Here is a 21,717-nt window from a genome sequence, read left to right on the forward strand (position 1 = left end):
TAATGACGAGCATGATCGTATCGTCAACGTGTCACAGAATTGCTTGCAAGCTCACGGCCTCAGCTGGGCCAACGAACATTGAACTCCGTGGACGAAGCCTGGACCCGTCGTCATCCAAGTCAATCCGCGCCTCGATGAGGGGACAGATCCTCAATTGGTTCAGCTGGCTTGCAGTATTGCACCTAGCAGTCACGGCGAGGACTGGGATTTGCGAAGAAGGCATTCTCGCAGTGCGGCCGTACGGTACCTCATTCCTGGCACACTGGATTAGATCGCTGGCGACATTAAGATCAGGTGTGACCGAGGTGAAATTTTATGTCGAAAACCTGAAGGCAGGGCGTCAGGCAGGGCGATTACAGAGATCCTATCGGACATGTCATCGCAGTTTCATCCACCATTGCTCGACCGAGGCGACACTCATCGTCCCATCAACCTAATCCATTGGTCGATCACGCCGTTCACGACCCTTGGCGAAGAAGGAATCAGCAGCCCCTAGGCTCAATTGGAAAGCGGGGCGGGGTCCATACGTATCTTCGTTTCCGGGCACCTCATGCTAATGAAGCCGCGACAACAGGTTGGTTATGCACCCAGGTGCTGGCCAATCCGGCTTGACTGGAAAGTTTCATACCCAGGCCTGGCACAGGCGAGCGTGATGCCGCTCTCGCTATGTTGGACCGCAGACGCCGCGACGGCGCATCGACTGGCGCTGGCGAAGCCTAGGACGCGCCAGTCAAGGACCTGCAAAGAGCAAGATCACGCCGCGCGTTGCCTTCAACGCCCATTTGAGCAGAAAGCAACAAGCCTCGCGTATAGCGATCGATGACCGCACGAAGCGCCATCCGGGCTATGATCTCAGTCAGCACTGCCCTAAGGGGTCAGAGGAGGGTTCGGTCAGTCAAGACCTCAGACGGCATGGCCAAGGTCAAGCTGCGAGGATGTGCCACCGCGGGCGCGGCATAACTTGGCGGGCTACAATTTGGTTCGCTTGCCCAGGCTGCTGGCAGCGCCGGTAGTCGGCCGCGCCGGACTGGCACCTACGTCTGGTCCATGAACGGTTGCTTTAGCAAAACCGAAGTCCTCGCCAAAACTCTTCGCCGACGTGCGACGACCGCGCCGGTGCTCGTTCCGGGGTCGGCAAGACGAAGACAGGCCTACTCTGGATTTATGCCCGCGATGACTGATTAGGGAGGGAGCGGACCGCCGGGCGTCTTATGTCTATGCGCCGGACCGAAAAGGCCCAGCGTGCGATCGCTCATCTCGCAGGCTCTCTACCGGAACTTGCAGGTCGACGGCTATAGCGGGCCATCGCTTGCTGGCCGACGAAAAGCGGCTTCACGCTCGCCTTCTGCCATGCCGCGCCCGATCGAGGCGCTAAGAAGGATCCGCGAACTCTAAAAGATCGAGGATGACATCCGTAGCCGAGGCCAACGAGGCCTTGCTGCACGCAGGCAAAAAGTGCTCAACCATCACGGCACTGGACCCAGGGCGGCTAGAGAAGCTCGGCCAAATCAGTCAGAAGACCAAGCTCACAGCGGCGATCCCCTACACGCTCTCGCGCTGGGAAGCGCCTCTCGCGCATCCTGGACGAGGCCATATCAAGATCGACAGCAACGTGGTCGAACGCTCAATCATACGCAACTCTTTTTGCAGCTCCGGCGGTGGCGCTGAGCACTGGTCAGTCATCGTGTCGCTGGGTGATCGCCGGGATTGGCCGGATAGCCTGAAGCTAAGGCCGTCGAGCCAGACCCTCTGACCTGCCACTGAACTTTCAACCAGTGGCGATTAGCCTCGGCCGTTTCTGTTATGGCGCGGTTTGAGCAACGGGCGGAGGCGCGAAGCCTTCATTGAGTGCAGCGTCGGAGCCGGTTGCGGCGAGGGTTCCGGCGAAGACCGCCGGGGTCAAATAGCGAGCGAGGAATGCGGCCTCACGGTGTTGAACAACACCAGGAAAGAACACCCACAGGACCGAGGAACGCAAGTTTCTTTATCCGTGGCATCCTTGGGCCGGGCGTTGTGTTCACGTTCATGAGGTGATCGAGAACGCCGACCGGGAGGTTTTCCGCTGCAGTCTCTCCCGCCACGCCTCCGATCGGTGGCTGGAAGTTCCGGCCTGGATGTTTGATCGCGGTCTGCACCGCGTGGCGCATTGCCCTGCCCCACATATCGATCCCAGAACGCTTGGCGTCTTGGTGACACTGCTGCAGGACCCGACGGCCAATTCCCACACCCCATCGCAATTGGAGGATTCGGGCGCAGCATCGGGTCCTCACGAAGCGAACCGGGGAGAGGTCCATACCGCGCCAGCCTACGACATATCAGTTCGATCTTCTCCAACCCGCACGACGCGCAGACCGCGCAGATGCCGCCATTCGCTCGCGCAGCCGCCGTAAGGCGCGAGATGCTGGCGCTGATTCCGGGTGCACACGAAGGCTACGTCGGCTGGGAAAGGCGGAAGCGATCCGCAAGATGGTGAGCGACCACGTGCCCACGAGCCGGCATCACGGGGCGCCCAAGCATGGCGACGCTCTGCTCGCCGACCTTGTCCGCTGCCGGCGCTGCGGCCGCGAGCTGACGGTCCGCTACACGGGAACCAAGCACAACATTCCGCGCTATTCCTGCTGGCGTGGTCTGCTTGACAATGGCGAGCCGCGTTGCATCGCCTTCGGTGGACTCGCGTCGATCGAAGGCGTTCATCCTCTGCCGGACGGTCCATGGGTCTTCAGCCGATCAACGCTTGACGAACCGGCGGCTCAGCGCATCGTTCATCGCGCGCGGCAAAACCCAAAATACCCCATGGGATCGCATCCAGATCAGCAAAACCTATTCACTCAAATGACATAGACAGATGAGTGTTATGAACAGGATTTAGGTCCTGCCTCCATTCGGCAGTGGCACTGCGGGCGTGGTCGAGGCCGAAGAACAGGCCATCGTTCAACAGCTCGTCTCGCATTCGGCCGTTGAGGGAATCGCGTAGCCATTTTGCATCGGCTTGCCCGGCGCGGTGTAGTGCCATTCGCTCCTGTTCAGCCGCTGATAACAGGCCAGTCAGTTGTTGCCCACAAGAATCAGGATCTCGTGGGCGCGCCGCACCACTGGCGGATCTATCATTTTGCCATTCAACGAGAATGCGGACAGTCCACGCGTGGCGGCATCATTTGCCGCCGCGACAACTTTATGGGCCCACTCGAGCTCCTGGGCGCTTGGCGAGAAAGCCTCATTGAATATGGCCACCTGTGTCGGATGGATCGCCAAAGCTCCGGCAAAGCCAAGCCGCCGCGCCCGCACCGCGGCCTCACGAAGTTTATGCGTGTCCGAGAACTCGCCGATGCTTCCTATGAAGCCCAGCGGGAGCAAGCCGGCCGCGCGGGCGGCAAACAGAACAGAAAGGTTCGGCGTCAAAAGAAGGTCGAATCCTGGGGCGCCGCCAACAGCGGCGCTGAAGTCTTCAGGGCCAAGCGCCATTGCGACCATCCTTGGATGCGCCGACGCAATGGCCGCAAGCCTTTGCAAGGCGCCCGGGGTCTCAATCTGGGCAAGGAACCGGATGCCTCCCTGCGGAAGATTTCTTTCACGTTCTAGTTCCGAAACCGCATTCGCGATCTCTATAACCCACTCTGCCGAATCCGTCTTCGGAAGAACCAGTGCGTCAACACCCGCCATCACGGCTGCATCGAGATCGGCCGCCAAGGCGCGCAGACCATGATTCACGCGGACCAAAACAGATGCGCCTTTCCGGCCCACCTCTGCCACGCATTCAGGAAGCTGCTGCCGTGACTCTCCTTTCCGATCCTGGGGCACGGAATCCTCCAGGTCGAGAATGACGCCATCTGCGCCCCGCTCATGGGCCGTCTCTACAAAGCGCGGAACGTGAACAGGAACGAAGAGCAGGGATCTCCAGCGCGGTACAGACATCGCGCCTTCAACGGCCGCAAAGGTGTCCTTGATCATGGAGACGCCTTTGCGGCCGATTTTAGCGCGGGCGCTGCCAGTGAGCTTTCTAGGCGGCCGGTGCGCTGAAATGATCCGAGGTACACAGGCATTTTGTAAACCGCGAGCAGTCTCACCTTACTGAAACGCGCGCTCACGCTGACGCGGCTCTTTCGCGCAAAAGCGCCCGCACCTCCTCGCGGACAGCCTCGGTATGAGAGCCAAGAGCCGGGACTGGGCGAAGCGAGGGGAGCTCCGAGTTGAAAATCGCCGCCGGCGCTATCGTCTCGACGGCTCCATCGGGTGTTCCAACCTGCACCCTGCGAATGTGTGGATGCTTTGAAACATCCACCACTTCGTTCAGTCGGCCATATGCCAGGCCGGCCGCCTCGAGCTCCTGCATCGCATCGTGGCAGGATAGTTCAAAAAACCGCTGTTCAATGATCTCATCAAGTTGCGCACGATGAGCGAGGCGCTCCATATTGTCAGCAAAACCAGGTGCGCGTGTGAGCCCGGACTGCTTCAGGAATTTCTCGCAGAAATTCACCCATTCGCGGTCATTCTGAACCGAAAAGATGACCTCTTTGCCGTCGGCACAGCGATAGGCACCATACGGCGCGAGCGACGGGTGTTTCACGCCTGCGCGTACCGTCTGGTAGCCGCTGTAATCATTTTGCAAAACCGGCACGTTCATCCAGTCGGCGACGGCATCAAACAGTGACACCTGGATGCTGGTCCCTTCGCCGGTGACCTCGCGGTGGTACAGTGCCTGAAGAATGGCGCTGTGCGCTGTCATGCCCGCCGAGATATCGCAAACCGAGACCCCTACACGCGCAGGCCCCTGTTGGTTGCCGGTGATAGCGCATAGACCTGTTTCGGCCTGGACGATCAGATCGTAGGCCTTCAAATGGGAATACGGCCCTGACTCCCCGAAACCAGAAATGTCGCAGGTGATCAGCCGCGGATATCGTCGACGCAGATCAGCGGACGCGAACCCCAGTTTTTCTATGCTGCCCGGCTTTAGATTCTGGATGAAGACATCAGCACTGGCAATGAGCGTGTCGAGGACGGCGCGATCCGCCTCCAACCTCAGGTCTAGACAGACCGACTCCTTACCCCGGTTGAGCCAGACGAAGTACGCGCTCTGCCCCCGCACCAGCTTGTCGTAGTTTCGGGCAAAGTCCCCTTCGGGCCTTTCGACCTTGATCACCCGGGCGCCTGCGTCAGCAAGGCGAGACGATGCGTAGGGAGCTGCAACGGCCTGTTCGACCGCCACAACCGTGATGTCCTTGAGACTGTTTAGCATCAGGGCGCTTCCTACGCGGCTTTCAGGTTTTGTGCCCGACGCCGATCAAGCATGGCGAGCAACCGATTTTGTTCGTTGCCTACAATGGAAAGACCTTCGTCGATGCCCATGCCAGGCTTCGCGAGCATCATGTCCGCCTGTGTTGCCACCGAAATGTGAACCGTCGCTCGCGCGGAGAGATCCGTCTCGCTGCAGCTGCCTCCCACATAGGCGTCCACGTTGTTCTCTTTGCACAGAAGCACCGCACGGGCGCTGTCGGCGATCGAGCCCACGTCCGGCGTCTTGATCTGCACGAGATGGGTCGCCTTAGCCTCCGCAAACAGACGCACATCCTCTAAGGTGTTGCAGCGTTCATCGACAACGATGCGCGCACGTGACGCGCGCGCATTCAGAATGCCGACGATCTGCCCGTAATTTTCGACCTGCGCCGGCGTAGACCCGAAGTCGGCTGGCGATTCGATATTCACCGTGAACTCCGGAACCGCGTCAGCAACCTTACTGATGAAGTCGGCGATGCGCTGGACGTCGAGCCCGATCTCCATACCGATCCAGCCGTACACATCGAAATGCAGCACCGGAGAATAGTCTGGTTGGCCGATTTGCTTGACGCGGTGCGCCACCCATTTGACGAAATCCAGAAAGGTTTCTCCCCCAACGCCGAATTTGCTACGCGAGTTGATGAGGCCATGCGGGATCACATCCACCCCCTTCAGGATCATTTTATCGACATTGATTTCGCGCGCATCACCGCTCTGGCAATAAATTGGGACACGACGATGCGGCATGGATAGGCAAAATTCCGAACAAACCACCTCCGCCATGGTACGACGCGCAGCATGGGCAGCAGCGCTTAAAAGGGCTTGGCTGACCCCATATTCGATGCATAGTGGGAGTCGTTTCCCAGTATGGAGATCGAAGACACTGGAGCAGGCTGTCAAAAAGCTGGACGCATCAATGTTTAAGAGCCGCGGGACAACAACACGTGACGTGAGATCCATGATGGCTCCGACGTCAAACAGGGGGTCACGCCCGCCAGCCCCTGAGTATTGCACTCCCATCATATCGCCCCAGGCGACCATATCGTCTTCCAGGACAAGCCCGACGCTTAAGCAAGCTGCCGGAACACGGATATCACGGAAGCCGGGCGTCAATGGCTCGCCGACGTAAACAAAACCGTCCTGGCCAACCCCTGCCCTAATGGCAGCTTGATCGTCATAAAAGAAGGCGCCGTTGCCGGGCGTGAGAATGACGTCTTTGATCTGCACTGAATTATACTCGAGTTTGGCCAAGCTATGAGCTGCGGCCGGATTTGCGCGCTCTGTCCTAAGTTATGCCCCGTTCGGAATCGGTTTTGCCAATATAAAGCCCCGAACGTGCCCATCTCGTTTTAAGATACGATAAAGTTGTTTTACGGGCGTCAGCGGGGACGGCACCGTCCGCCTCCCCTCTTGGTCGCGGTGCGCCGGATCGTCGCCCCTGCTTCCATAACAGAAGCTAGGCGATCAATCCGTCCGGCCAGCTCCCATCTCGGACCGCCACTTTCAACCATGGTTAGTATAAACCAAGCGATCAAGGATCAAGCAATCTTTTTGGCATGATTTTGGAAGACAGGATCAGCCGCTGATCGATCCGAGGAGCTGGCCTATAAGCTCCAGTCGAGGCCAGTGCCTTCATACCGGAGTTACTACAGCTGGCCAAGGCGCGGCTAATCTGTACCTCTAGTTATGCAGCGGCCGCGCAAGGATGGCTACCCCTTCATTGCGGTCGACATGCGCGCCCGATCCTATGGCTAGGACGATTGATGGCCCAGGCGCTCGGATGTCAATGGACGGAGCGGAAACAGAATCCATAGAGTGTAGGATACCTATAAGATCTCCCGACCTCACTTCATCCAACACAGAGCAGCGAGGTTCGAAGATACCCTGCGCGGGCGATTTCAACTCGTCTGATATCAGCGTCTCAAGGGTCTGACTGGACCTTTTGTTACGGAAAGACACGTCCTCGACTTTTCCTTCGACGAGTCCAAGCATAACGAGCGCGTTGCGAACTCCAGCTTCATAAATCGCTAGAGCTTCTGCGCTAACCGTACCACCGCCGAATTCCGCGCAAACGAATACCTTCCCTAGGCTATGTGCCCAACTGTCGAACATCCCAGCCGTGTCGTCATGTTGCCAGAGCAATGTTACGGGCAGCTTAAATGCCGCTGCCATTGCGAGCGTCTTAGCCATGAGATCCGCATCAGCAATTGGATGCGTGATGACCGCCGGGGGAAAATCCCACGTTGGGCCGAAGCTGTGCAGATCGAAAACGATGTCGGCATTTGGCAACAATACGCGTGAAACCGCATCCGCGATTCGTTCCGTAACAGACCCGTCGGCACGGCCCGGAAACACGCGGTTCAGATTCAAACCATCAAGCGGAGTATTGCGGCTCCATGCTTGAACTGCCAATGGATTAAGCACTGGCAGCACGATGATCCTACCACTGGTTTGCGCTTGTGGCAGCCACTCGATAAGCCGCCGCGCGACTAATGGCCCCTCCATTTCATTGCCATGATTCCCACCGGTGATAAGAAGGCGCGGTCCATCGCCCTTATTAAGACTAAAAACCGGAAGCGAGAACTCTTCATGGTCGGCGCCTCCCGGCACAACGAGGTGTCCTCTGCTCACGCCATGCGCATCGAGATCAAACGTAAGATGTGGTGCTTCGTTCATTGCTTAACCTATTGCGGGTGATCTGGCGACTTTGACCGGGCATATGGTCTTGTACACGGCTATTTTTTTCGCCTGGAACTATGCACACGCGGTCACCACTTCGCCAATATAATGTCCGAGACGGCACCATCGCGTTTTCAGATGACCAGGGCTCGCTCTGCTGACCTGTCCCTTGGTTCGTCACCTTGATCCCGGTGCACTAAGGGAGGAGGAAGGTCAAAGTCGCGGTGGGTAGCCGATTTCAGAAATCGCGCGATCAGCCGGTTGACGTTGGCTAGCTGTTCGTTGTTCAGACGGGCGAAGGATCTGTGCGATCCGGTCAGCGCCGTTGACCTCGAATTCCATCCTGGCGCGCAGCAAGAGGATCGGCAGGTCTGAGCTTGCTGGCGAGCAAGGCCGGCCGATCCCAGACATAGTCCGAATCCTTGATCCGCATGTGCCAGATGATAATTGCAAGAGCTTTACTGGTTTCCGTTTTGGACCAGGTGGCCATTTTATCCGCCCGTTGAAGCCCCGAACAGATGCTTGTCGCCAGTCCGTAGGAATAGGTCGGACGCATCATCAGGAAGTGGATCTGCCACGCCAGTTAGGCAGCGGCTTCCTGTAATGTTCGCTGCATGCTCGGTCGAGAACGCCACCAGACGGCATAGAGGACAAGCATCCAGATTAAAGGCAGAAGCATCAAAAGAGAAGCGACTGCAGCAATCGTCGGGTCGATTTGGTGGCGGATATTCTCCAGCATCTTCAAGGGCAACGTCCGCACCGACAGACCGCCGACCAAAGACGTTATGACCGCTTCATCGAATGACTGGAGGAATGCGAACATGGCGCCGCCGATCACTCCCGGCCTGATTAACGGCAGTGTTACGCGAAAAAACGTTTGCAGTGGTCCGGCACGCATACTCTTGGCCGCCTGCTCTAACGTCCGATCGAAGTTGGCCAACGTCGCAGAAACGATCACCACCACAATTCCAACAGCGCCGATACTGTGAGCGAGGGCGATACCACCCTTTGTGCCGATTAGACCAATCTGGATGAGACCCAGATAAGTCGCGATACCGACCACGATAACTGGAAAGGTGATAGGCGTGATTATGATCATTGTCAGCACGCCGCGAAGTCTTGCGCTTATTCGGCTCAATCCGAAAGCAGCAAGTGTTCCCAATAGAGTAGAAATAACAGCTACCTCGACACCAATCTCGACGCTGGTCCAAGCTGCTCCGCTCCAAGATGCATCGCCGAAAAACGAGCGATACCATTGAAGCGACAGGCCCGAAGGCGGAAATTGCAAAAATGCCCCGGAACTGAACGACATGATGACAACGATTATCCCTGGGAATAAAAGAAAGGCCATCACCAAAACGATAAAAACGATCGCGACGACTTTAGGCCATCGCCTTTCCGCCCCAGGCACGTAGCGCCGTCCCGTCCACCGTTTGACACGATAGGGACGCAGAATTTCGCTGAAGTTTCGTTTGATAACAAGAACAATGGGTAGTCGGGACATCGAGCCCTTCGGAGCTCGAGTTTGGCTTTGCTCTTGTTTGCCGGAGAGGTCAAGCCCGACCATGGAAAGCACCACAATGGCAAACCCGAGAAGGATGAAGGACGCAGCGGCAATGCGCGGAATATCGAACGAGCTATTCACCTCGGCCGCAATGAAGGTTGAAAGCATGGCATCGCGCAATCCCCCAAGTGCCGCCGGCGTGATATAGAATCCTAGGCAGAACACAAAAACTAGGAGCGAGCCACTCCGTGCGCCTGGAATGCTAAGGGGGAGAAATACACGCCTGAAAGCGGTGAAAGGTCCCGCTCCCATACTGCGTGCAGCAGCCATCAAGGACCGATCGATCCCCATCATCGCACTAACCAAGGGAAGTATCATCATCGGCAGCATGATGTGGACCATGCCAATATAGACCGCGGTTCGGTTATAGATGAGTTGCAGAGGTCGATCGATCAATCCGACGTCCAGCAAGATGTTGTTGATGACCCCGCGATCCCCAAGAATAACAATCCATGCGTAGGTACGCGCCAGCCCACTGGTCAAATAGGGGATGATCACGAGAGCGATGAGCGTCATGCGCAGAGTCTTGGATGCCGTGACGATCAGATACGCGGTTGGATAGCCTACGATTAAGCAGATGGCAGTTGCGACCAGACTTATTTCTATCGTTTGAAAGAGCACCCGCACATTAGCTGGCTGGGCGAAAAACGCTCCGTAGTATTGGAACGAGAAATCGGGGGCATTGACACTGCTTAGGAAAAGCAAGGTTATAGGGGCACCGAAAACCACAAGCAAAAGCGCGAACGCGGGCGCGGTTAACCCAAGTGGCACCTTGGCCATTCTGCGCAAAAGCTTCATGGATATCCCTTATCAATCGCTTATGGCGAAACGAAGCGAATGTCTGACCGCAGCCACGTGAGGCAAACCTCCTCGCCTGGCTGGAAAACAGGTTGGTCTGCCGCGACATGTTCCCGGACGATGAGAACATTGTTGCCAACGCGAACATGGTATTTTCGCAGAGGGCCGGCAAAAATCATATCGTCGACCGCACCGGCAACATATTGCCGCTGGTCCGTTTGAGCCCACTCCGCAGTCTTCGGAAGTACACTGATGCGCTCTGGCCTTATCATCGCAACGGTGCCGATTTGCGGCGCGTTGCCCCCTCTGGCCAGCAACAAGGCATCCTCGAGAATGTTCGCCTCACCCAGAAATTTAGCGACAAAGCACGATGATGGCCGATCATAGAGGGCCTCTGGTGTATCGATTTGCTCGACACGTCCTGCGCGCATTACAACAATCCGGTCTGACAGAGTAAGCGCCTCCTCCTGGTCATGCGTAACGCACACCGTCGTGATACCGAACTCCTTGTGCAAGCTCTTCATCTCGATCTGCATCTGCTCACGCAGGTTACGGTCGAGTGCGCCAAGCGGTTCATCAAGTAATAGGAAGGGTGGATCGGCAATCAGCGCGCGGGCTAGCGCCACGCGCTGCTGCTGACCGCCACTCAATTGGGATGGCATGCGACCGCCGAATTCCCCTAGATGCACGCGCTCAAGCATACGGGCTACCCGAACCTTCCTCTGATCGGGAGCCATGCCCCGCATTTCGAGAGGGAATTCCAGGTTTCGAGCCACTGTGAGATGCGGGAACAGCGCATAGCTCTGGAACACAATTCCTTGATCGCGCCGGTAGGACGGGACCGAAGCCACTGAATGGCCGGCGATCATAATATCACCCGAACTCGGGGCCTCAAAGCCGGCCAAGAGCATCAGGGTAGTGGTCTTACCCGAGCCGCTCGGGCCGAGAATCGTCAAGAACTCGCCGCGACGCACGGTCAGCGACAGATCCCTGACCGCCGGAACACTCCCGTACATCTTGGTAACACTGCTGAACTGAATTTGTGGCACCGATTGGTTCACATCTGCAGCGTCAACTTCCGAACGGGGGGCGGTATTCATTGCGTGCATGTTCACTGTGGCTCCTCCACCATCGCTGGCGTGCATTAGCAGGCATTTGCCGTACCTTCTGCCGTCGTACCCGATGCCGTGAGCGGAGAGGCTAGTGGGCTACCCCGCTCCCCGTCACATTTTCAGCATCAGTTTCGACTTTAGCCCGGTATGGAGTTACCCCGACCGGACTTTCGCACTTCAACCAACCCTACTGCAGGATCCACTCATTCCACCGCTGGATAAGCATCTCAGTGTTGGAAACACCGCTGGGGCCTACCTCATTGTACCATTTGCCGTTGATGGAAACGCTGCTCTTGATGTAATCTGGGTGGGTAGGGAGCTTGCGCGCAACTTTCTCGGGAAGAAGTTTGAACGCATTGCCGTTGCTTGGTCCCTCAGGAAACAATTGGCAAAATGCTGCCTGACGTTCCGCGCGAGTGGCGAATTCGATAAACTTCTGCGCAGCCTTCGCGTTGGGTGAACCCTTTGGAATGACCCAATAATCCCACTGCAGCTTCGCCTGGTTTCGATTGATCTCCGTCGCGGCGCCCTGATCGATCAACAGTAGAGCTCTTCCGTCATACGATTGAGCGATGTCAACGACCTTATCATGCAACATCTGTTGAATCTCTGATCCGCTGCTCCACCACTTACGGATGTGCGGCTTTATTTTGTCCAAACTGGCAAACACCCGGTCGATATCCATCGGGTAGAGCTTATCGGGAGATACACCGTCCGCTAACAGGGCCTCTTCCCAGGGTCCTTCTGAACCAAACTGGCCGGACACCAAGGTGCGAACGCCGGGAAACTTATCAGCATCCCAGAATTCAGCCCAGTTTGTCGGCCGGGGTTTATCAGCTGGGAATACGTCTGTGCTATATACCATATTATATGAGTAAATCAAATTTGCCACGCCAAACGGTTGCTTGGCAAATTCATAAATTCCGTCTAGCTCTTCTTTCCTGAACAAGGAGTAATCAATTTCTTCAAGAATTCCTTTCTTAGCTGCGACCAAGCCGGACCCTTGCGTAAGCGCCCCGACATCTACCGTGACATTGCCCGATTTTACCATCAACTCGACCTGTCCCATACCCATGTCGTCGGTGATTGGGTTGACCTTGATACCGGTCTCAGCTTCAAATGGCTTAGCGTAAGCCTCAATGTTAGCCTTTCCCCAATCGCCGCCGCCTAGCACTACGTTGATCTGGTTGGGTGTTTGGGCCGCAACGCGGCCCGCAATTGAAGACAGAGCGCCAGCCGCCATGGCGGTCGATGTCGCCTGCAGCAATCGTCGGCGATTTATTTCGTATTTCATGTCGTTACCCTCTTCTTGTGATCTCAGCCTTGATTAGCCAAGGTTGTTTTGCTTGGACAATGTCATGGTGCTAGAGCAGCCTCGGCCAAGTTGACCCAGTATCCAATGCCGTATGGCAGTGCTTCATCGTTAAAGTCGTAGGTTGGATTATGGAGAGCAGCAGTCGATCCATTTCCAAGCAGTATACATGCCCCCGGCCGCGCCTCTAGCATGTACGCGAAGTCCTCTGACCCCAAACTAGGTTTGACTTTGGGGTTCACCGATGAATGGCCGACCAGAGCACGCGCCACCTCTGTTGCCCGACGCGTTTGATCGGGATGATTGACAGTGAGGGGCTCCAGGCGGCGATGCTGAAACTCGACCTTCGCCCCGGAAGCGCGTGCAATATTTTCCGCGCACGCCTCAATCTGTTTTTCAGCGAAGTCGCGCAAAATCGGTGACAGTGTCCTGACTGTTCCGGCAATCTCCGCGCGTTCGGGAATGATGTTGTAAGCTTGTCCGGCGTTCAGCTTTGTGACGGAGATCACCAGGGACTCGGTGGGGTCCGTGTTGCGTGAGACTAGTGTCTGCAAGCCTAAAATGATCTGAGCTGCAACAACGACGGGGTCAATTGTCAGATGGGGAGCGGCCGCGTGACCCCCTCTGCCTTTGACCACAATATCGAACTCGTCGAGCGCGGCAAAAATCGAACCTTCGCAAATGCCGAACGCACCAACCTCCATGCCTGGCCAATTGTGCATGCCAAAGACCTGAGATATCCCGAAACGGTCCATGATCCCCTCCTGGACCATTCTTTGGCCGCCGCGGCCATCTTCCTCGGCAGGTTGGAAGATCAGGGCAACGGACCCTTTGAAGTTCCGGGTCGCGGCGAGGTATTTCGCGGCGCCAAGGAGCATTGCAGTATGCCCGTCGTGACCACACGCGTGCATCTGTCCGGACCTTTTCGACGTCCAAGGTTTGCCTGAAGCTTCGAGTATAGGCAGAGCGTCCATGTCGGCCCGCAACCCGATAGTGGGCCCATCTCCGAGTTGACCTTGGATCAACGCAACCACGCCGGTTTCAGCTATCCTGCACTCGATGTGGTTAATCCCGAAGGAAGCCAGCTTTTCCGCCACAAATGCCGCTGTGTCATTCACCCGATAGTCAAGCTCCGGATTCTCGTGCAGGTACCGGCGCCAAGTCATCGCTTCGATCTCGATCTCCTTGAACCTGTCAACGCCAACCATAGGCACGTTCCCGCATTTGAGTAATTTGGATCAGGCGCCGGTGCGTAATTAATGATCGATGCCACCGGTGTTTTCGTCAAATGCAGTTTGGATATCGTAACCATCTAGAACCGAGATAGCCCCGCGTTCAGGCCTCGGTGTTGGCGCCGGCGACTGCGACCCGATAACAAGCCGTTTGCCCTCAAATGGATAAGCTTCGGCCTTAGAGGACCAGCTGCGAAGTGCTGGCAATCATAAACTCTGGCTCTGCTGGCAACGGCCAATGGCAAAGGTCTGAGTAGGAAGAGCTGTCACCATCGCGACACTCCTCCCCCTCCCACGACCTACTTTCCAGGACTGCATGCGCTTTGCCACTCAATCCGCAAACCGCAGACCCTAGGCGGCGTGGACAAATTCGATGTTAGCAGGGTCGCTTTCCTGCGATCGGGTTGTTAGCATTGGGAATGACACTGGAAGAAGAGAGCGAACGAGCTACGTCGATGCTGATTGGCAAGGTTGTTCGCCGTGTCATGCGCCACCGCGATGGAGAGGTGGTGATCGAGTTTGAGGATGGCAGCCGATTTTTCGCGGATAGCGACAGCCCTCTCGAACTGTCCATCACCTTGGCGGAATAGTATATCCGCCTTACGGAATTTCGGACGTCGATGCGATTGACGTAGCCCAAGAGGATTGATTCAAGGCTGCTTTTTGGAGGCAGGTTTGAGCAGGGGCGATCTCACCGAAGCAGAATGGCGTGTTCTCAAGGGCTTGCTGCCCATCGACCCTGACAAACGCGGCCGAGGTAGACCTCCCAAGCAGAATCGTTCGATCATCAACGGCATTCTCTGGCGGCTCCGCTGCGGCGCTCCATGGCGGGATGTCCCGCCCAAATACGGCAGTTGGAACACCATCTATCGTCGGTTCCGACGCTGGAGCGAGGCCGGGGTCTGGGAGACCGTGGCGGTAATGCTCGCCGAGGTCATGGCGGACAGCGGCCACTACAGCATCGACAGCACCACAGTTCGCGCCCATGTCTCGGCAGCGGGCGGAAAAGGGGGACTCGTGCACCGGACGCCTTCCTTGCGGACAAGGGCTACGATGCCGATACCATTCGCGCCGATCTCGCCGAGCGGAAGATTAAACCCGTCATACCCGGCCGATCAAACCGCCGCGTGAAGATCGAGTATGACCGGGCGCTCTACAAGCAGCGGAACCGAATCGAGCGCATGTTCGGCCACCTCAAAATCAACCGGGCCATTGCCACCCGCTACGATCAATTGGCCAATAGCTTCCTCGGAATGGTCTACCTAGCCACCGCCAGATACTGGCTCAAATTTGTCCACGCCGCCTAGCATCACGCCCGATAAAGTGTTGGCGGGATTTCGCTCAGGAGTTCCGCGCCGCGCTCTGTCACGAGCACGTGTGCGCCGGCACCAAATAGGTAGCCACTTTCGCTGCACAAAATGTTTGGCATGTGCAGGGTCATGCCAGCTCGGAGTGGTTCATTTACATCGGGCTCCAGGCTTAGGTCGCCGCGCTCAGTCCAATTGATGCCAGTTTGGTATCCTGTTCGTTGGCGGAAGACGCCCTTGCGTCCAGATCGCTTCAACACCTCGCCCCCAGCAGCGTGAACGTCCGCCGGCGTAGCACCTGGTCGAATCGAGGAGACAAGGGCCGCAATGACCTCTTCAGCCAAGCCGTGCAAAGATTCGGTTTCGGGATGTTTGCCAAGGACTGCGCATCGAACCATTCCCACTGTATACCCGTGTTTCGAAGCCCCTATCTCCAGAAAGGCAGGTTCGTTGTTGCTGAGAGGATGATGGGTCGCTGGCGCATGGGGCAACTTCACTCGCTCTCCAAACAAAATGGTACCCGGCGCAAGCCCGATATCCCCAGCGGCGTTGCTGGGGTCGTTTGTTACCGCCGCAGCTAGGGCCGCTGCCATTTCGATCTCCGTAATGCCGGGACGAAGCGATTGCTGAAAGGTTCGAATTGCCACGTCAGTGAGTCGAACAGCATCGCGCATACACGCCAACTCAAGTTCTCCTTTCACTGCTGACACTGACGAGACCAGTCGGGTGACGTCAGTAATCTTCAGATCCGGGAGCTGGTCTTGGACTGCGCGCACGTCGGCGGGCGCGAGATTCCAGCAGCCAAGCTCGAAACCGACTCGCTTATTGTCCAGTCCGAGTCGACGCAATACATCGGCGCAGACCCTGCCAAAATCAGGCTGATGTGTATAGGTTTCAATTTCCTCGATGCAGCTATATGAACGTACTGCCTGCTCGTCATATTCTCGGACAACAAATATCGGGACCCGACCCGGCATCAGAATAAGAGGGAAAGGCGCGAAATATCCACCGCTCCCATCGTAGCCGCTGAGATACTTCAAGTGGCCGTGCGCCGTTACTACGATTGCGTCCAAGCCTGCCGTAGCAACCGCATCCAGCACATTGTTTTGCCGGCGCTCATACTCTGATATCGGAAACGGTACACCAGTCAGAGGAATTGCGGAGCGTGTCGTCGCCATATCTCACCTCAATCAGTGTGTCGTGGTTTGGTTGCGCAAAACGCGCGATCGCGTCCATGTTCGAAATTGAACAAAAGCTTCGCCGGCTCATGCGGGGTGACAATCCCCTTTCCTGGCGGCTAGCGTCAAATGCTGTTTTTATATCGGCTGCATCTCGCAGCGAGATGCGCATAGTGCCTTCATCGGCCGCTCAATGCAGGCAACGCTGGTCTCCGACAGCTTTGTTCTCGCCAGAGGATCGCCGACAAAGGCGCCGAGTTGCTCGGCAAGCTCGTCAGCCTCGGCCAGAAGAACCATGCTGACGACCTTGAGCTTGGCAGCGAGTCGGCGCGCCTTCGCATTCTTGCCGGCGAAGCCGCCGACGCCGGGGGAACTGTGCCGGCGCCACGCAACAGCATGTTTGCACTGATGTAAGGCCGCTGCGACACCAGCGACGGCTCTCCGCCGCCACCTCCGCATCTCGCTACCAGATGACACTAATACAAAGACTGCATTTGGCGCATCCGACGTGTAAGAGGATCGTGTCGCGCGAAGTGGTTAAGCTTGGCGGAACCGAATCGGTCGGAGCAATGAGCAAAGCGGCGGGCGCAGATGCGGATGTAGTTTCGCCGAAGACGTTTGCGCCGCTCAGGAATACGACATTTCGCTCAATCTGGTTTAGCCTCTCAAGTCTCTTCCCTTGGCTGGCTGATGCAGACCGTTGCTATCAGCTGGCTAATGGCAACGGTTCCGACCTCCGATCTGATGGTTGCGCTCGAGCAGGCTTCGTCTAACCTGCCCGCTTTCATTTTGTCCATTTTCGCTAGGGGTTCTCGCCGACAACTTCAGCCGTCGAAGAGTCATGTTCGCCGGCCGATGCCTAATGGTAATAGCATCCGCGATGCTACGGCTTCAGTGGTGCTGGGCTTTATCGCCCCGTGGATGATCTTCGGCTTCAGCTTCTTGATCGCAAGTGGTGCCGCGCTCAACGATACCGCCTGGCAGGCTTCTGTTGGCGATATTGTGGACCGACGCGAAGTTCCCGCTGCCGTCACCCTCCTCTCCATTGGCTTCAACACTGCACGGACCGTGGGACCGGCGCTCGCGGCATCATGATTGCGTCGTTCGGACTTATGACGGCTTTCGCTATGTTTACACTCACCTATATGATCCCTTTGGTCACCATATGGCGATGCAAATGGAAGGTTCGCTCCTCACTTCTCCCACGTGAGTCAATGAGGACGGCCATCTATGACAGGCTGCGCTTCACAGCGATGTCATCGGAAATCAAGACGGCGATCGCCCGCGGAACCTTCTTTGGCCTGTCGGGCATCGCCATACTCGCACTGCTGCCATTGGTTGTCCGCGATCAGCTGGGCGAAGGACCGCTCGCCTATGGCACCATCATCGCCGGCTTCGGCACAGGCGCCGTCATGGCTGGCGTCGCCAACAGCCTATTAAGACGGAGCTTGTCAGAAGAGCAACTAATGACGCTGGCATGCGTCGCCTGTGCGGCGTGCTCCCTTTTTCTGGCACTGCCTCTTCCATTGCGAGCGGCGTCCTGTTTCCCCTTCGCGAGGGTCGCGAGGCCGAGCCCGACCCTTTGGAGGAATTCGACGCGCCGGCAGTCGCCCTCAGTCTCAAGCCGAGAAGCGGCCCCATCGTGGTCAAAGTCGAGTACCTCATACTCGTGGAAAATCTAGAAGAATTCCTCGCCATGCGCGGGTGCCGGCATGTACAGAGTCGCGTTGGTGCTCGGCACTGGACTCTCCAGCGCAACCTTCAGGAGCCTGTGCTATGGACGGAGACATTCCGTACGCCGACCTGGACCGACTACCTTCGCCTGAATCATCGCCTTACCGAGGCCGACAAGGAACTGGACGAGAGAATCATCCTCCTCCACAAAGGAAAGCATTCTCCACGAATAACATTGTCAATCGAGCGCCCCACGAGTGCTCCACGCAAGCCTGAGTCATCAACGCCTTTTTTCCCCCGCCATTCAACGAAACGGCCAGCGTGCCACCGCAGGCTGAATGAAGATACATAAGAAGGCACGTCAACTGCTAACCACATCGGGCGGGCAACAAGCATCGCCGCCTTCGGGTATATGACAGACAGAATGTAGCGGACTTGAAAAATGAAAGGCGCTCACCCACCGCCAACATTTCTCGGCTGGTTCCCGGCATTCAAGGTCCTGCGGCTATACGCGAAGGCGGCAAGCCGCGTTGAAGTCGTCGATATTCAGTCGCATCGAAGGACAATGACGTGTTGCCCTGATGCCACTCTCTGCGAGGTTAGCTTGTTTCTCGGATGAGGAGACAGACAATGGTCTGCCCCCTGAAAGGTCCTCCCTGAGGTATGTGTCCATTCTTGAACTCGGCTCGACAATGATAGCGAACCCTGTTGACCGTCGCACTGTCAGTCTCGAATCAAGTGCTCTCCTACAGCAGATGCGATTATCGCCAATGCGTACTGGTAGCGCCCGAAGCGCGCGTTATCGGCAGCCGCCGAGGGCCGTGATGCGGCCGCGATCGAGCCTTGTAGTAACAGACGCGCTCTCCGGTGGTCGGGCCAGCACCTTACCCCTCTTCCCTATGGCCCCAAGGCAGAGCAATTGCCAATGCGGGACATCCCGCTTCTAAGTCTCCTGCAACATTATTGGAGGCCGCGACGGCCCTGCTCGTGACGATCAGGGGTGGTCGCCGCACACCAGCGGGATCATTGCCCCACAAGCGCATCCAGATTCCGGCCGGGCGTTCCGCTGTCAATATCAAAGTCGGCCGGCGGGCGCTAAAGTGTCGATCCTCACCTTGCCGCCAGGTGAGTTCGACCGATATGTTCCTGCTACAATGGTAAGCGGCCTATACTGTCGCATCCTCAACAGTCAGCGGGAGACAGGACGACCCTATGTTCGAGCTCCCTCCGTATGGACTCCTCTGAATATAACAAGGGCTTGTATTCGCCCCGTTGCCAATCGTGATTGAGGTCACGATAATGACTTGAGATCGGAACACCCGACTGACCTGGATTGTTAATAAAGAGACTGTCATCCCATGACCCAACGTCCATGATTATCCGCACTGACGGTCCTTCTGAAACAGAGAATTGGCCGCTTCGGTAACTCGAAAAATTGAGCGTTGAGCTACTTCCGCCGAGGGCTATGGCGCCCAACGACCATTGTTCAGACGTCAGTGCCTGCAGAGGGTGGCGCAAATCAAGCTTATGTATACTGCCCCATGCCCATGAGGCAGAATCGTCGCCAAATCGACATATGCATTCACTCCAGGCAGAAGTTAGGGATTCCATTATGGAATGCTTCAACTTTTCACTAGGCTCTGCCTGTTCGAGCCAAGAGGCTATGGCCGAAGGCTGTAAAGGCACGAGCAGTGCCAACACTTCATCGTCAGCGCTTTCTAAGCGAGCTACTGTCGGGCCAAGGTGTTTGCTAAGCCAAATCTCAAAGAACGCGGCGGCTGGCGAACTCGCATCCAAATGCCGGTCCCAGTTAGAAAATAAGTGCAACGCAGGCATGTTTGCAACCGAACCGAGAAGAGTGTCTAGTTTCGCAAGAATACGAACTGCTATCGGCGAATACACCGAACATTGCAGCGACATGCAGTCCCGCAACGAGATCTTCTCTGATCGTGAGAGAGTTGTATGAAGGGTATCATGTCTGCTGCTGTCAGACCACTCGTAGCCAAAAGCAGGATGCGATCTACTCCATTCCTCCGGAACATTCATTGCGTTGGCAGTGGCGACAAAACCTTTGGCGGGGTTCATCTCGAACGGCCCATCGTCCGGTGACAAATACCCTTCCCATTCGAACCGACCGTCTCCTGGAACCGGAAGCAGGCCGTCCCAATTTCTTCGGACCGGAGCCGCACCTGACGGTTTCCACGCAATTACATTCGACGTGTCCGCATAGATGTGATTAACTGAAGGACAACCCCAGTTTGCTAGACTGGAGGTGTATTCTGAAAATGTCTTAGAGCGCATTACGGCCAAGCTGGCCATGTAAGGTGCCATGCCGGGATCCATCCATACGGTTCTCAGTGCGAAGGCGCGGTCTTTTTCAGCATTTTGGTTTAAAATGGGTCCATGGCGTGTGAACTGAAGCTTTACCTCCTGGTCGGTGTGGGCGCGAACTGGAATTTTCTCGTGTATAGTCTTCACCTGCTCCCAGGCCCCTTTATATAAGTATTTATTTCCCTCACTCTTGGTTTCGTAAACATAAATATCTTCTTGGTCAGCGCCGAAAATAGTCAGACCAAAGGCGGCTGTCCCGTTGTGACCCATGGAGATTCCTGGGATCATAGGCTCTCCAGCGCCAATTACATCGAGCCCGGGCATACTCAGGTGTACAAGATACCTGATGGACGGAAGGACGTGCTTGCGATGCGGGTCTAGAGCAAGGATTGGTCGCTCCGTTGTGGTTTTTGTTGCGGATATGGCCCAGTTGTTTGAGCCCTCTTGGAACACCGTCTGCATGATCTCATCACTCGGTGTTACGCGGGTCCAACGGTCAGCTTCCTGAAGACTTGCTGCAAGTCTTTCCCTCGAGAATGAGACGGGACAGATTGCCAAGCGAAAATCCTGCAGTACTCGATCTGTCATAAAGGCGAGGTCAAGGCCCTCCGCTGGTCGTGGCGCTATCGGAGGTGACAATTCTTGTCTCAACCTGTCGAGGCGGGTACCTCGTTCCACACCTGCCAATGCCATCACCCTGCAGCGCAGAAGCTCCGAAATCGCATTTCGGGTTAGTGAGTGCGTTCGCACGCGAACGACGTCTTCGGGTTTCCAATAGTCGGGAGTGTGACCGAGGAGGCCAAACTCGGGTGGCAAGGCAATCAAACCGTCATGGCAACTGTCTACGTAGGAATTGATCCCCTCGGCAAACGCTGAGCATATCTCTTCGGAATCCGGGCCGTACGCCTGCCATTCTGCACTCATGGCTCCGCGAAATAAAAAGAGACGCGCCGCCCGATCCTGCTCCAAATATCCGGGGCCAAAGTCTCGTGACAGGAGACCGAGACCTCGTTTGCGCGCAATATCAATTTGCCAGAGGCGGTCTCGAGCTGCATTCCAACCCTGCGCGAAAAATAGGTCGTGCAAGTTCTGAGCCTTGATATGAGGAACCCCCCATTTATCAATGTCGATCGTGACCTCACTCTTAAGCTTGTCGGAGCTGTGGCGGTCGAAGGTTATGTTCTTTAACATGTGTTGATCCGTTTGGTTCACCCAAAGATGGTCGGGAATCTGCCAGAGGACGACGTCTGCAGATTGTG

The 21,717-nt window shown here is 56.6% G+C and carries 15 protein-coding genes and 4 pseudogenes; 6 read left to right on the forward strand and 13 right to left on the reverse strand.

Features of this window, described 5'->3' with window-relative positions; genetic code table 11:
* The first annotated feature begins 1,405 nt into the window (after positions 1 to 1,405).
* A complete protein-coding gene (locus EOA22_RS00125; RefSeq protein ID WP_063169310.1) occupies positions 1,406 to 1,753 on the forward strand; it encodes a transposase in 348 nt (115 codons plus the stop codon).
* 48 nt (positions 1,754 to 1,801) lie between these two features.
* Here the strand turns inward: EOA22_RS00125 and EOA22_RS38495 are convergent.
* Positions 1,802 to 1,938 (reverse strand): annotated as a pseudogene (locus EOA22_RS38495) (IS3 family transposase); the annotation flags it as partial.
* 531 nt (positions 1,939 to 2,469) lie between these two features.
* On the opposite strand from EOA22_RS38495, the gene EOA22_RS38500 reads away from it, so the two are divergent.
* On the forward strand, positions 2,470 to 2,841 hold the full coding sequence (locus tag EOA22_RS38500; RefSeq protein ID WP_245437861.1) for a recombinase zinc beta ribbon domain-containing protein: 372 nt from the start codon (positions 2,470 to 2,472) through the stop codon (positions 2,839 to 2,841).
* A 55-nt stretch (positions 2,842 to 2,896) separates the two neighbouring features.
* On the opposite strand, the pseudogene EOA22_RS00135 reads toward EOA22_RS38500, so the two are convergent.
* From EOA22_RS00135 to EOA22_RS00175, 10 genes and pseudogenes are all read right to left on the reverse strand, one after another.
* Positions 2,897 to 3,021, reverse strand: a pseudogene (locus EOA22_RS00135) (integrase core domain-containing protein); the annotation flags it as partial.
* 24 nt (positions 3,022 to 3,045) lie between these two features.
* Positions 3,046 to 3,948 carry a CoA ester lyase gene (locus EOA22_RS00140; RefSeq protein ID WP_210326668.1) on the reverse strand — a complete coding sequence of 301 codons (903 nt, stop codon included), beginning with the start codon at positions 3,946 to 3,948 and terminating at the stop codon, positions 3,046 to 3,048.
* Between the two features lie 133 nt (positions 3,949 to 4,081).
* Positions 4,082 to 5,233, reverse strand: coding sequence for a CaiB/BaiF CoA-transferase family protein (locus EOA22_RS00145; protein WP_063169312.1), 1,152 nt, complete (start codon positions 5,231 to 5,233; stop codon positions 4,082 to 4,084).
* Between the two features lie 11 nt (positions 5,234 to 5,244).
* Positions 5,245 to 6,498, reverse strand: a complete 1,254-nt coding sequence (locus tag EOA22_RS00150; RefSeq protein WP_063170371.1) for a methylaspartate ammonia-lyase — start codon at positions 6,496 to 6,498, stop codon at positions 5,245 to 5,247.
* A gap of 453 nt (positions 6,499 to 6,951) precedes the next feature.
* The gene (locus tag EOA22_RS00155) at positions 6,952 to 7,947 is read right to left on the reverse strand and encodes a succinylglutamate desuccinylase/aspartoacylase family protein (RefSeq protein ID WP_063169313.1); all 996 of its coding nucleotides are present in this window, start codon (positions 7,945 to 7,947) and stop codon (positions 6,952 to 6,954) included.
* A gap of 319 nt (positions 7,948 to 8,266) precedes the next feature.
* Complete coding sequence (locus EOA22_RS37545; protein WP_164548525.1) at positions 8,267 to 8,440, reverse strand: hypothetical protein; 174 nt, start codon at positions 8,438 to 8,440, stop codon at positions 8,267 to 8,269.
* Positions 8,441 to 8,533: 93 nt separating this feature from the next.
* Positions 8,534 to 10,312 carry an ABC transporter permease subunit gene (locus EOA22_RS00160; RefSeq protein WP_063169314.1) on the reverse strand — a complete coding sequence of 593 codons (1,779 nt, stop codon included), beginning with the start codon at positions 10,310 to 10,312 and terminating at the stop codon, positions 8,534 to 8,536.
* Positions 10,313 to 10,332: 20 nt separating this feature from the next.
* Positions 10,333 to 11,421, reverse strand: a complete 1,089-nt coding sequence (locus EOA22_RS00165) for an ABC transporter ATP-binding protein (RefSeq protein WP_224570037.1) — start codon at positions 11,419 to 11,421, stop codon at positions 10,333 to 10,335.
* Positions 11,422 to 11,611: 190 nt separating this feature from the next.
* Positions 11,612 to 12,718, reverse strand: coding sequence for an ABC transporter substrate-binding protein (locus tag EOA22_RS00170; RefSeq protein WP_063169315.1), 1,107 nt, complete (start codon positions 12,716 to 12,718; stop codon positions 11,612 to 11,614).
* Between the two features lie 62 nt (positions 12,719 to 12,780).
* Positions 12,781 to 13,944 (reverse strand): M20 aminoacylase family protein, encoded by a 1,164-nt coding sequence (locus EOA22_RS00175; protein ID WP_063169316.1) that lies wholly within the window; start codon positions 13,942 to 13,944, stop codon positions 12,781 to 12,783.
* A 443-nt stretch (positions 13,945 to 14,387) separates the two neighbouring features.
* Between EOA22_RS00175 and EOA22_RS37550 the strand changes: the two genes are divergently transcribed.
* Together EOA22_RS37550 and EOA22_RS00180 are read left to right on the forward strand one after the other, a co-directional pair.
* Entirely contained in the window at positions 14,388 to 14,558 is a 171-nt protein-coding gene (locus tag EOA22_RS37550; RefSeq protein WP_164548526.1) for a hypothetical protein, read from the forward strand.
* 85 nt (positions 14,559 to 14,643) lie between these two features.
* Positions 14,644 to 15,275: pseudogene (locus EOA22_RS00180) on the forward strand (IS5 family transposase).
* 2 nt (positions 15,276 to 15,277) lie between these two features.
* Here the strand turns inward: EOA22_RS00180 and EOA22_RS00185 are convergent.
* Positions 15,278 to 16,453 carry a Xaa-Pro peptidase family protein gene (locus EOA22_RS00185; RefSeq protein WP_063169317.1) on the reverse strand — a complete coding sequence of 392 codons (1,176 nt, stop codon included), beginning with the start codon at positions 16,451 to 16,453 and terminating at the stop codon, positions 15,278 to 15,280.
* A 258-nt stretch (positions 16,454 to 16,711) separates the two neighbouring features.
* Between EOA22_RS00185 and EOA22_RS37555 the strand changes: the two genes are divergently transcribed.
* Both EOA22_RS37555 and EOA22_RS00195 read left to right on the forward strand, forming a co-directional pair.
* A complete protein-coding gene (locus tag EOA22_RS37555; protein ID WP_164548527.1) occupies positions 16,712 to 16,867 on the forward strand; it encodes a hypothetical protein in 156 nt (51 codons plus the stop codon).
* Positions 16,868 to 17,022: 155 nt separating this feature from the next.
* Positions 17,023 to 18,479, forward strand: a pseudogene (locus tag EOA22_RS00195) (MFS transporter).
* A gap of 830 nt (positions 18,480 to 19,309) precedes the next feature.
* On the opposite strand, the gene EOA22_RS00200 reads toward EOA22_RS00195, so the two are convergent.
* Positions 19,310 to 21,649 (reverse strand): penicillin acylase family protein, encoded by a 2,340-nt coding sequence (locus EOA22_RS00200; RefSeq protein WP_063170375.1) that lies wholly within the window; start codon positions 21,647 to 21,649, stop codon positions 19,310 to 19,312.
* Positions 21,650 to 21,717 lie beyond the last annotated feature (68 nt).

Source organism: Mesorhizobium sp. M7A.F.Ca.US.014.04.1.1 (assembly GCF_003998745.1).
In the GTDB taxonomy this organism is placed as follows: Bacteria; Pseudomonadota; Alphaproteobacteria; order Rhizobiales; family Rhizobiaceae; genus Mesorhizobium; species Mesorhizobium ciceri.

What these genes read in the sequence shown, in the direction of transcription:
- EOA22_RS00125 (WP_063169310.1), top strand. Translation starts at nt 1,406, where the DNA reads ATGACATCCGTAGCCGAGGCCAACGAGGCCTTGCTGCACGCAGGCAAA.
- EOA22_RS00140 (WP_210326668.1), bottom strand. Translation starts at nt 3,948, where the DNA reads ATGATCAAGGACACCTTTGCGGCCGTTGAAGGCGCGATGTCTGTACCG.
- EOA22_RS00145 (WP_063169312.1), bottom strand. Translation starts at nt 5,233, where the DNA reads ATGCTAAACAGTCTCAAGGACATCACGGTTGTGGCGGTCGAACAGGCC.
- EOA22_RS00155 (WP_063169313.1), bottom strand. Translation starts at nt 7,947, where the DNA reads ATGAACGAAGCACCACATCTTACGTTTGATCTCGATGCGCATGGCGTG.
- EOA22_RS37545 (WP_164548525.1), bottom strand. Translation starts at nt 8,440, where the DNA reads ATGGCCACCTGGTCCAAAACGGAAACCAGTAAAGCTCTTGCAATTATC.
- EOA22_RS00160 (WP_063169314.1), bottom strand. Translation starts at nt 10,312, where the DNA reads ATGAAGCTTTTGCGCAGAATGGCCAAGGTGCCACTTGGGTTAACCGCG.
- EOA22_RS00165 (WP_224570037.1), bottom strand. Translation starts at nt 11,421, where the DNA reads ATGCACGCAATGAATACCGCCCCCCGTTCGGAAGTTGACGCTGCAGAT.
- EOA22_RS00170 (WP_063169315.1), bottom strand. Translation starts at nt 12,718, where the DNA reads ATGAAATACGAAATAAATCGCCGACGATTGCTGCAGGCGACATCGACC.
- EOA22_RS00175 (WP_063169316.1), bottom strand. Translation starts at nt 13,944, where the DNA reads ATGGTTGGCGTTGACAGGTTCAAGGAGATCGAGATCGAAGCGATGACT.
- EOA22_RS37550 (WP_164548526.1), top strand. Translation starts at nt 14,388, where the DNA reads ATGACACTGGAAGAAGAGAGCGAACGAGCTACGTCGATGCTGATTGGC.
- EOA22_RS00185 (WP_063169317.1), bottom strand. Translation starts at nt 16,453, where the DNA reads ATGGCGACGACACGCTCCGCAATTCCTCTGACTGGTGTACCGTTTCCG.
- EOA22_RS00200 (WP_063170375.1), bottom strand. Translation starts at nt 21,649, where the DNA reads ATGTTAAAGAACATAACCTTCGACCGCCACAGCTCCGACAAGCTTAAG.